10 protein-coding genes are annotated in these 10,179 nt (G+C 70.4%); 4 read left to right on the plus strand and 6 right to left on the minus strand.

Features of this window, described 5'->3' with window-relative positions:
- The coding region (locus VOI19_RS06945; protein ID WP_323792231.1) for an ATP-dependent DNA helicase at window positions 1-940 on the plus strand (940 nt) is incomplete at its 5' end.
- 14 nt (window positions 941-954) lie between these two features.
- Here VOI19_RS06945 and VOI19_RS06950 read toward each other — a convergent pair.
- The 4 genes from VOI19_RS06950 to lexA form a co-directional block, all read right to left on the minus strand.
- Window positions 955-2,610 carry an MXAN_6640 family putative metalloprotease gene (locus VOI19_RS06950; protein ID WP_323792232.1) on the minus strand — a complete coding sequence of 552 codons (1,656 nt, stop codon included), beginning with the start codon at window positions 2,608-2,610 and terminating at the stop codon, window positions 955-957.
- 46 nt (window positions 2,611-2,656) lie between these two features.
- Entirely contained in the window at window positions 2,657-4,018 is a 1,362-nt protein-coding gene (locus VOI19_RS06955) for an alkaline phosphatase family protein (protein WP_323792233.1), read from the minus strand.
- A gap of 1 nt (window position 4,019) precedes the next feature.
- Window positions 4,020-5,741, minus strand: coding sequence for an alkaline phosphatase D family protein (locus VOI19_RS06960; protein WP_323792234.1), 1,722 nt, complete (start codon window positions 5,739-5,741; stop codon window positions 4,020-4,022).
- 81 nt (window positions 5,742-5,822) lie between these two features.
- Entirely contained in the window at window positions 5,823-6,581 is a 759-nt protein-coding gene (gene lexA, locus VOI19_RS06965) for a transcriptional repressor LexA (RefSeq protein ID WP_323792235.1), read from the minus strand.
- A 110-nt stretch (window positions 6,582-6,691) separates the two neighbouring features.
- On the opposite strand from lexA, the gene VOI19_RS06970 reads away from it, so the two are divergent.
- Window positions 6,692-7,516, plus strand: a complete 825-nt coding sequence (locus tag VOI19_RS06970) for an SDR family oxidoreductase (protein ID WP_323792236.1) — start codon at window positions 6,692-6,694, stop codon at window positions 7,514-7,516.
- Between the two features lie 220 nt (window positions 7,517-7,736).
- Window positions 7,737-8,075 (plus strand): LysM peptidoglycan-binding domain-containing protein, encoded by a 339-nt coding sequence (locus VOI19_RS06975; protein ID WP_323792237.1) that lies wholly within the window; start codon window positions 7,737-7,739, stop codon window positions 8,073-8,075.
- 113 nt (window positions 8,076-8,188) lie between these two features.
- Here VOI19_RS06975 and VOI19_RS06980 read toward each other — a convergent pair whose 3' ends face one another.
- A complete protein-coding gene (locus VOI19_RS06980) occupies window positions 8,189-8,671 on the minus strand; it encodes a hypothetical protein (RefSeq protein WP_323792238.1) in 483 nt (160 codons plus the stop codon).
- Between the two features lie 126 nt (window positions 8,672-8,797).
- Window positions 8,798-9,100: a hypothetical protein gene (locus tag VOI19_RS06985; protein WP_323792239.1), complete on the minus strand. Its 303-nt coding sequence runs from the start codon at window positions 9,098-9,100 to the stop codon at window positions 8,798-8,800.
- 341 nt (window positions 9,101-9,441) lie between these two features.
- Here VOI19_RS06985 and nrdR point away from each other — a divergent pair, with 341 nt between their 5' ends.
- Complete coding sequence (nrdR, locus tag VOI19_RS06990) at window positions 9,442-9,924, plus strand: transcriptional regulator NrdR (RefSeq protein ID WP_323792240.1); 483 nt, start codon at window positions 9,442-9,444, stop codon at window positions 9,922-9,924.
- Window positions 9,925-10,179 lie beyond the last annotated feature (255 nt).

Consider the following 10,179-nt stretch of genomic DNA (forward strand, 5'->3'; position numbering starts at 1 on the left):
GGCCGCCGCGGCCACCGACGTGCTGTGGCTCAACGAGGGCGGCACCGGCGCCCCGGGGTTCAGCAGCCGGATCCCTCCGCGCCTGTGCGTGGCCCCGCTCGAGGTGTGGGGTCCGATGCGCGACAAGCTGCTCAGCGACAAGACCGTCGTGATGACCTCGGCGACCCTGATGCTCGGCGGCGACTTCGCCAACCTCGCCTCCAACGTCGGGCTCAAGCCGTCCGAGCGGGTCGGTCACCCCGGCGCGGGCGACCTGCCCGACGACGCGCTGCCCTGGACCGGGCTCGACGTCGGCTCACCGTTCGACTACAGCCAGCAGGGCATCCTCTACGTCGCCCGCCACCTCCCGCCGCCCGGCCGTGACGGCCTGGTGAAGGCGCAGCTCGACGAGATCGTCGAGCTCGTCGACGCCGCGCAGGGCCGCACCCTCGGCCTCTTCTCCAGCCGTCGTGCCGCCGAGGCGGCGGCCGAGGAGGTCCGCGCCCGGTTGCCGCACCTCACGACGCTGGCGCAGGGCGAGGCGCAGCTGCCCGAGCTCGCCAAGCAGTTCGTGGAGGACCCCCACACCTGCCTGTTCGGCACGTTGAGCCTCTGGCAGGGCCTCGACGTCCCCGGCGACACCTGCCAGCTGGTGATCATCGACCGGATCCCGTTCCCGCGCCCCGACGATCCGTTGATGAGCGCACGCCAGAAGGCCACCGACGCTGCCGGCGGCAACGGCTTCATGCAGGTCGCCGCCACCCACGCTGCGCTGCTGCTCGCCCAGGGGGCAGGCCGACTGATCCGCACCACCAGCGACCGCGGCGTGGTCGCCGTCCTCGACCCGCGGCTGGCAACGGCGCGCTACGGCGGCTTCCTCAAGGCGTCGCTGCCGCCGATGTGGACCACCACCGACCCCGCGATCATCCGCAAGGCCCTGGCCCGCCTCGCGGCCGGCTGATCACGAGCTGGGGTTCAACGCCGCACGCGCACGCGGATCCGCTGGGTGAGCCCGTCGTCCTTCGGCAGGCCTCGGCACGAGTACGGCGTGTACTGCTCGAAGCACCGTCCGAACCGGGCACTCGCGTTGGCCAACGTCACCTCGACGTGGTGCACCCGACGCGAGCTGAACGGCACCGAGCGCCGCCCGTTGCCCTTCGCCGAGAGCGACACCTCGCGGGTGAACGGCTTGCCACGCGTCGGCACGACCGTGACGGCCGCCAGTGAACCGCGGTGACGGTCGGCCATGTCGAGCACGACGCGCAGCCGCGTGCGCGGCCGGTCGAGGCGGCGCGGGGTGAAGCGGTAGGTCGCGGAGGTGAGGTGGTCGGTCTCGGCGTCGGTGCGGGTGTGCAGCCGCTTCGGGCTGAGAACCATGCTGCCGCGCAGCGGGCCGGTGGGGTAGTGCTCGGCGAGGCCCTCGGCATAGCGCCGACGTGGGTCGCGGTTGGCGATCGAGAAGGCGAGGAACTGCTCGGCCGCGCTCGTGCCGCGGCGCTTCAGCACAGCAGCCACGGCCTGCCACGAGTAGAGGTCCGGTGCGCCCCGGGCGCCGTCCGCCTTGCGCAGCAGATCGAGCACGAGCCGCGGCATCGGTCCCTTCTCGGCGCGGTACTTCTCGGTGAGGAACCGGAGGAAGCTCCACGTGCCGTAGTGGAAGCCGTCGTACACGCCGGAGGTGACGAAGCTGTCCAGGGGCACGAACGGCGCCGTGAGCGGGCTGCGCCGCAGGAACTGCACGTTGTCGTCGATCTCGTCGAAGACCTCGTCCTCGGCCCAGGTGGCCGTCGCCTCGAGGAACCACTGGTCCTCGAAGGCGTCGTAGGCGAACTGGACGGCGTGGAAGTACTCGTGCGCAGCGGTCACGCGCAGGTTCTCCAGAGCGGAGCCGGCGAACTCGGCGTAGTCGTTGTCGAGCACGCAGTAGGCCCAGCGGTCTGCCTCGGACTGTCGGCCCTGGCCCCCGCGCGGGGTCGGCTGGTCGGTGGCGCAGTAGCCGTAGGCGCCTCGGCTGGCGATGTCGGCGAGGTAGACGTCGAAGCGGTCGTCGCCGCCGAGCGAGCGGTCGGGCAGCGGCTCGCGGTAGCCGGCCGCGAGATAGGTGTCGTGGATCGTCGTGAGCTCGCGCACGACGCCGTCGACGTAGTCGGGGACGCCGTTGGCCCCGTCGACGCCGCGGGCGTCCGCCCGGTCGGCCAGGGGTGGCGCGTCGTCCTCGGTGGGCGCGTCCACGTAGTGCACGCACAGGTCGGTGGTGCAGACCGGCGTGGCCTCCTCGACGGCGTACTCGATCGTGAAGCCGTCACCGTCGCTGTCGTCGGTGGGCCGGGCGAGGTAGGCGTCGGCCACCTTGCGGTCGGCCTTGTCGAGGGTGTCGTAGCGCCCGGCGAGGTCGCGGAGCGCCATCGTGATCTCGCGTGCGGGTTCGGACGCCGAGACCGGCACCGGGGTGAAGAGCGACTGCACCGTGGCGAGCGCCGGGTCGAGGCTGTCGACCCCCTCGGTGGGCGGGGTCGGCACCGTGTCGGACGCCGTCGCGGCAGTGCCCGCGGCCAGCGCCAACGTTGTCGCCAGCGTTGTCGCCAGCGTGGAGGCGCGCCGCACCAGGGGCCGGCGGGGGGAGGGGGTCACAGGGGCACGCTATCCAGGCCCCGACCCCCACCCGCCGGCAGCGGCCTCAGAGGCGCGAGCGACCGTCGTACCCGCCCTTGGGCTGCTTGCGGATCCCGAAGAAGTCGGCCACGGTCGGCGCGACGTCGAGGGTGTGGGCGACCGTCGGCGACGCCTTGCTCCGGGGCACCTTGGGGTGGCCGCCGGAGATGAAGAACGGGATCGGCCGGGTGGCGGGGTGGCCGTGGTTGCCGGGGATCGGGTTGCTGCGGATCGGGTCGGGGTCGCTGAAGCGCCAGCCTGCCTTGCAGAACACGACGAGGTCACCGGCCTCGGGTCCGCACCGCATCCAGCGCGACTCGGGGTCCTTGCAGTTGAGGACGCCGGGCGTCGCACGGGCGAGCCGGCGCATCTTCTTCAGCGCCTTCGCCCGCTGCCGCTTCGGGCCGGTCCAGTAGATCAGGTCGGCCCCGCCGTTGTCGGCGATGACGAACTTACCGGCGAGGAACGGGTCCTCCTCGAAGACGCTCGTCAGCGTGATGACGCTCTGCGGCTTCGACCAGTCCATCGAGTGGTCGGCCAGCACGATCACCATCGAGTCCTCCCACTTGCCCGAGGACTTGAGCGCCGAGACGAAGCGCCCGACCTGGGTGTCGGTCGAGAGCAGGGCAGCGCGGCGCGCGGCCTTGAGCCCCAGCGGACCGGTGTAGTCGCTGTGGCCCACCCGGTCGACGTCGCCGAGGTTGACGAACATCAGGTGCGGGTCGAGGTCCTCGAGCATCGCCAGCGCGGCGTCCATCGTGAACTGGTCGGGCGCGTGCTCGGAGACCGGGATGATCGGCGCTGGCTCCCAGCGGTCGGTCGCGCGGGTGCCGAAGATCCCGTAGAGGTACTCCTTGCTGAGCACCGTGCCGGTGCGCAGACCCTTGCGGTTGAGCCGCTCGATGATCGTGTCGGCCCGCATGTCCGAGGGCCGGTCAAGGGTCCGGATGACCTTCTCCTGGCGATCGTAGATCGTGTTGGAGGGCACGCCCGACCGGTCGGGTCGCACCCCGGTCATCATCATCGTGTGGTTGGGGAGCGTCTCCATGATCGGCTTGGCCGACGCCCGCGAGTAGCGGTAGCCCTCGTTGCGCATCGCGAAGAGGTTGGGAGTCAGGCCGCTGTCGATCTCGGAGGGGATGCACCCGTCGACCACGAGCACGTAGGCGCGCTTCTTGGTCGTGCGCAGGTTCTTCCCGGCCGCTGCGGCCGGCTCGGTGGCGACGCCGGTCGCGCCGGTCGCCACGGCTGCGGCCGAGGAGAACACCAGGCCGGCGCCACCGAGCTTGAGGACCGTACGGCGTCCCGCGGCGATCTCGGCCAGCCCGACCTCGTACGGCGTGGGCTCACCCGGCACGCGGGTGGTCGAGAGGGAGTCGTCGCACATCTCAGGCCACCGGCTTTCCGACGCGGGTCACGGTGTTGGTGCCCGACTTCGTCTGGTAGCTCGTCGAGTAGGTGATCGCGGTCTTCTTGTCGGCGCGGTCGCCGATGATGAACCAGTCCATCTGGGCGCGCTTGGCGGTGAGGTCGAGCACCGAGAAGCCGTGGTCGTCGAAGTTGAGGTACTTGATGTAGGGGTTGGCCGCGAGGATGCCGGCCTCGACGACCTCGCTGGTCGTGTGGGCCGGGGTGCCGGTGATGTCCTTGAGGTTGTTCGACGTCACCGAGCTGCACACGAACTCCACGCCCGCCGAGCCGCTGACCGGGTAGGTGCCGGCGTCGTAGGGCAGCTCGCACGCCCAGCCGGAGTGGATGTCGCCGGTGATGAAGAGCGCGTTCTCGACGGAGTGGTCCTTGATGAAGGCGAAGACCTCCTTGCGGTCGGCGGTGTAGCCGTCCCACTGGTCGACGTTGTAGGGCAGGCCGTCGGCCGGGAGTAGGCCGGTGACGTCGTTGACCGGGTCGATGAGGTCGGCCGGCACCGAGCCGAAGGTGACCGGGGTGATCATCACCGGGTTGCCGATCACCTTCCACAGGGCGCTGCGGCGCTGCAGCGACTTCTTGAGCCAGCGCAGCTGCTTGGCTCCGGTGATCGTGCGGTCGGGGTCGTTGACCTCGCCGTCGGGCGTCGGCACCGGGGCCGGGAACGTGGTGGCCACCTGCTCCGAGCGGTAGGTGCGCAGGTCGAGCATGCTGATCTCGGCCAGCTTGCCGAAGCGCAGTCGGCGGTAGAGCCGGTTGCCGTCGCCGAGCTCGGTGGTGTTGTTGAGCTGCACCGGCATCCACTCGTCGTAGGCGCGGTGGGCGCGGGCGCGACGACGCTTGTAGTTGCCCTCGTCGTCCTGGTGGTTCTCGGCGCCCTCGTCGTACTGGTCGTTGGTGACCTCGTGGTCGTCCCACGTCACGATCCACGGGAACTTCGCGTGGGCAGCCTGGAGGTCGGCGTCGCGCTTGTACTGCGCGTGGCGCTGGCGATAGTCGGCCAGGGAGACCATCTCGCGAGCAGGCTCGTGGGGGCGGACGTCGACGTTGGCCTGGCCGAGGCCGTACTGGCCGGGGGCGTACTCGTAGAGGTAGTCGCCGAGGTGGACCACGGCGTGCAGGTCGTTGCGAGCAGCGATCCCGCGGTAGGCCGAGAACCAGCCGGCCTGGAGATTGGCGCACGACACGACACCGAGGCGCAGGTTGCGAGGCGTCGAGCGGCGGCGCGGGGCGGTGCGGGTGCGGCCGACCTCGCTGCGGGCGCCGCGGTAGGTGAAGCGGTAGTGGTACCAGGTGGCCGGCTTCAGACCGCTGACGTCGAGCTTGACCGTGTGGTCACGCGCCGGCCCGGTCGCAAAGGTGCCGCGCTTGACGACCTTGCGGAACGCCTTGTCCTTGGCGACCTCCCAGGTCACCTCGACCTTGGGTCCCTTGCCGGAGCCGGGGGTGCTCGCCGGGGTCGGCGTCACCCGGGTCCAGAGGATCACCTTCCGGGGGCGGGGGTCGCCCGAGGCGACGCCGTGCTGGAAGTAGCGCTTGCCGGCCGGCCCTGCGGCGGCCCGGGAGGCTTCGCCGGCGTTCGCCGTACCGGCGGCGGTGGCCGCCACTGTCGCGAGGCCGGCGGCGGTGCCGGTGGCCAGGACCGTGCGGCGGTCGACGGGCGGGATGATCGAAGAGGTCGTCACACCAGGATTTAACGACGCCGGCCAGCCGAGGTCATGGCCGGGAGTCGTTGGTCGCCTGCCGTTCACCCGCACGTCACGCGCTCAGACGCGCCGGAGCACCGCCGTGACGACACCCAGGATCGTGGCGTGCGTGCCGTCGATCGGGTCGAACGCCGGGTTGTGCGGCAGCAGCCACACCTCGTTGCCCTTGCGCTGGAAGGTCTTGACGGTGGCCTCACCGTCGATCATCGCAGCGACGATCTCTCCGTTGCTGGCGGTCTGCTCCTGGCGGATGACGACGTAGTCGCCATCGCAGATCGCGGCGTCGATCATCGACTCGCCGCTGACCTGCAGCAGGAAGAGCTGGCCCTCGCCGACCAGCTGGCGCGGCAGCGGGAAGACGTCCTCGAAGGTCTCCTCGGCCAGAATCGGGCCACCGGCAGCGATCCGGCCGACGAGCGGCACGTTGGTGGGCGGCTGGGCGATGTCGCCGATGCCGGTCTCGTCGTACGTCGACTCCTCGGCGCTCGACAACGAGCGACGGGCGGCCATCACCTCGGGCAGGAACACCTCGAGGGCGCGAGGCCGGTTGGGGTCGCGCTTGATGTAGCCCTTCTCCTGCAGCGTCTTGAGCTGGTGAGCTACGCTGGAGGTGCTGGTGAGGCCCACCGCGACGCCGATCTCGCGCATGCTCGGCGGGTAGCCGCGCTTCTCGATGCTGGCCTTGATGTGGGTCAGCACCCGCTGATGACGCGGTGTCAGGCCGGTGGCGTCGGGCGGCCCGTCGGGCAGCTCGGCGACGGCGCGCTTGGCAGCGCTCTTGCCGGTGCGCTTGGCGGGGGTGTCAGGAGTCGAGGCCATGAGCTGAGACTGCCAGATCTGACCCGTCCATTTCAAACAGGTGTTCGAACGGCGTGTCGCGTGTCGCGGACGCCGCCGTCTAGCTCTCCTCGCGTTGGGACACTGCCTGCATGACAGACACGAGCAAGAACGGCAGTTGTGTGGTGACCGGCGCGGCGCGGGGGATCGGACGTGGCATCGCCGAACGGCTGGTGGCCCAGGGCTACTCCGTGGTGATCACCGACCTGGACGCCGACCAGGTCGCCCTGACCGCCCGCGAGATCGGAGCCGTGTCCGGCGTCCAGCAGGACGTGCGCGACCCCGAGTCGCACCACCGCGTGGCGCGCGAGGCGCTCACCCACGGCGCGCTGCGAGGCTGGTTCAACAACGCCGGTGTCGGCTGGGACGGTCCGCTCGTCGACCTGGACGACGCGCAGGTGCGGGGCCTGGTCGAGATCAACGTGCTCGGCGTCTTCTGGGGGATGCGCGCCGCGCTGGCGTCGTTCGAACCCGCCGGTCGTGGGGGAGTGCGTGGAGGAGGTGGCGGAGGGGACGTCGTCAACGTCGCGTCGCTGTCGGGGCTGGGTCCGGTGCCGGGGCTGTCGGTCTACGCCGCCACCAAGGCAGCCGTCGTCTCGGCCACGATGTCGGTGTCGCTCGAGGCGCCGAAGGGGGTCGGGGTCCACGCGATCCTCCCGGACGGCGTCGCCACGCCGATGGTGGAGAGCATGAAGAGCGACGGGCTCGCCAAGGCGCTCGTGTCCTCCGGCGGCCGGCTGCTCACGATAGAGGAGATCGCCGAGGCCGCCGTCGACCTGATGGGCTCGCGTCGCGTGCTCCGCACGGTGCCGGCCTGGCGAGGTGGGGCGATGCGGGGCTCGGCGCTGGCGCCGTCGTTGGCCGCCGGTGCGATGAAGGTCTTCGCCGCTCAGGGGCGGCGGGCGCAGCGCCACTGACGCGCCTGGGGAGAAGCCGGGACGGGCCTCGATCGAACAATTGTTCGCTCGAGGCCTTGTTTCGTTCGAACACCTGATCTAGTCTCGTACATGTGTTCGATCGAACGCCTGATCGGATCGCCCCGATGACGTCCACGACGGAGTCAGTCGAGGGGCCACTGTCGGTGGCCACCATTAGACATCGGGGCACACCGCAAGCCTTCTTCCCCAGGAGCTCCCGATGAACGCCACGACCCAGATCCTTCCCGCTGCCGCAGCCCCGATCGGGCACGTCCCCGACTACCGGCTGACGCGCCGTGGCCGCGTGGTCGTGCTCTTCGCCGGCCTCTTCGTCGTGCTGGCGATCGGCGTCGTGTTCGCCGGTGTCTCGCTGGCTTCCGAGGAGCCGCAGCCCACCGAGACCATCCAGGTGTTGCCCGGCGACACGCTGTGGGACATCTCGTCGGATCTCAGCGACGACGGCGACGTGCGCTCCATGATGCGCCACATCGAGCAGCTCAACTCCCTCGACACCGTCTCGCTGACCGTCGGTCAGCGGCTCGAGGTCCCGCTCGGCTGAGCGCACACCAGACGTCGTCGGCCGCTTCGACCCCGGCCGACGATCACACCGAGGGCGGGGCCGTGGGAAGGCGTCCCCGCCCTCGTAGTTTTTCCACGACGTCTCGGCTGGGCTCAGATGAGCGAGGTGTTGATCGCCACCGCGACCAGGGCGGCGATGAGCACAGCCACGATGGCGGCGACGCCGAGCAGCACGAAGTAGTCGTTGTGTGCACTCGGGCTGGTGGCTCGGCGGACGTGGCGGCGGTGCTGGAACCGCGCGCTGCTCGCGGCCTCGAGCGGCGTCCTGCCGGTGACTGTGGTCTCCCAGTCGCAGGCGCACACGATGGAGCGCTCCCACAGGAAGCCGTCGCGACTGGCTCCGCTCAGGGCCGGGGCGTGGCCCGGCTCCAGGGCCACGGTCAGCGGAGCTGCGTTGCTGCGCTGGTCGGGGTGGGCGTCGGCGAAGTGGTTGCCGCGGGCGCGGTCGGAGACGCGAGTCGCCATCTGCGAGCTGGAGGCTGTCGTGGTCAGGCGCCAGCCGCACGAGCACGAGCACGCGGACTCGAAGCGTCCGGGGGCGACGGCAGACGTCGTCACGTCGACGGCGTACCTCATGGCCGACACCCTCCCCCCGGTAGATGCTTGTCCTTTCAAGGTAGCGGCCCGCAGCGCTCGACTCACGCGTGCGCGGTCACCTTGCAGAAACCGAGAGGTTGAGGCTGTGTCCAGGGGGTCGGGGCCTCATGGGTCGGCACGGCCGCGCGGTGCTCGTGGGGGTGGCGTGCTGGTGAGGCCGAGGGCGCGGCTGATCCGGCTGACGAGGATCAGGCCGAGGAACAAGCAGGCCGCCGCTCCGATGGAGGCCAGGGCCAGGAGCCACCAGGCCGCGTCGTCGCCCGAGCGAGCGACGTTGCCGAAGTCGATGGCGGCCATCACGAGATAGCCCCAGGCCACGACGCAGGCGGTCATGGCGAGGGCGAGGCCCAGCAGGGCGGGGCGAAGCGTGCGCTTGGGCCGCGTGCCGACTCGTTTCCCCTGGGCCATCGCTTCATTCTCACCGACGCCGCAAGCCGGGGTCGACACGCCGCTCCGAAGGACTCGCTCGGGTCGCTTTCGGCCCGATCTTGTGGGTCTCCGGGCGGCTGACCTGCGCGTTTGCCGCGCCACGCCCCCTGGTCTCAGGAATGTCGTCCGGACGGCTTGCATCGCCCCGAGATGCGGGCGTAAGGTCACCACAACATCTAGTAGTTACACCGATGTAGTTATCCACATCTAGTTCCACAGATACCACCGGATGACTCACAGGTTTCTGCTTGTTCTCCACAGGGGGAGTGCCCCTCATCCACAGCCAGAGCCCGAGATCCACCCGAGAGGAGGCTCGACACATGCATTGTCCCTACTGCCGGGCCACCGACACCCGGGTCCTCGACTCACGGGTCTCCGACGACGGCGGCTCGATCCGTCGCCGCCGGATGTGCTCGGGCTGTGAGCGCCGCTTCACCACCGTCGAGCTCATGCAGCTCACGATCCTGAAGCGCTCGGGCGCAAGTGAGCCGTTCACCCGCCAGAAGGCAGTGGCCGGCGTCCGCAAGGCCTGCAAGGGCCGCCCGGTCACCGAGGACCAGCTCGCCTGCCTCGGTCAGGACGTCGAGGACGCCTTGCGTCTGGCCGGCGCCGCCGAGATCGCGGCCCACGAGGTCGGCCTGGCCATCCTCGGCCCGCTCAAGCGCCTCGACGAGGTCGCCTACCTGCGATTCGCGAGCGTCTACCGCGCCTTCGAGAGCGCTGACGACTTCATCGCCGAGATCGCCGAGATGCATGCCGACGCGCCTGCGCCGGCCACCCCTCAGCCCGTTCCGACCGGCTGAGCCACCGACCGCCCGGCAGGTAGTGGGGAAGCTACCTGCCGGGCGCACCATCTCCTTCCCGCTCTTCCCAGGCTCACCGGCGAATGTCGGTGGACCCCGCTTGACTCATCACCCGCGCCACCACGCCCCCAGAGGAGAACCCCCAATGACCGAGACCGTCAGCGGCACCGAGAACGCCGCCACCACGGGAAGCACCGGGCTCACCCTCGAGCGCGTCTTCAGCACCGCCGGTGTGCACCCCTACGACGAGCTCAC

Source organism: Nocardioides sp. (assembly GCF_034670285.1).
In the GTDB taxonomy this organism is placed as follows: Bacteria; Actinomycetota; Actinomycetes; order Propionibacteriales; family Nocardioidaceae; genus Nocardioides.

What these genes read in the sequence shown, in the direction of transcription:
- VOI19_RS06980 (WP_323792238.1), bottom strand. Translation starts at nt 8,671, where the DNA reads ATGAGGTACGCCGTCGACGTGACGACGTCTGCCGTCGCCCCCGGACGC.
- lexA (WP_323792235.1), bottom strand. Translation starts at nt 6,581, where the DNA reads ATGGCCTCGACTCCTGACACCCCCGCCAAGCGCACCGGCAAGAGCGCT.
- VOI19_RS06985 (WP_323792239.1), bottom strand. Translation starts at nt 9,100, where the DNA reads ATGGCCCAGGGGAAACGAGTCGGCACGCGGCCCAAGCGCACGCTTCGC.
- VOI19_RS06970 (WP_323792236.1), top strand. Translation starts at nt 6,692, where the DNA reads ATGACAGACACGAGCAAGAACGGCAGTTGTGTGGTGACCGGCGCGGCG.
- nrdR (WP_323792240.1), top strand. Translation starts at nt 9,442, where the DNA reads ATGCATTGTCCCTACTGCCGGGCCACCGACACCCGGGTCCTCGACTCA.
- VOI19_RS06955 (WP_323792233.1), bottom strand. Translation starts at nt 4,018, where the DNA reads ATGTGCGACGACTCCCTCTCGACCACCCGCGTGCCGGGTGAGCCCACG.
- VOI19_RS06975 (WP_323792237.1), top strand. Translation starts at nt 7,737, where the DNA reads ATGAACGCCACGACCCAGATCCTTCCCGCTGCCGCAGCCCCGATCGGG.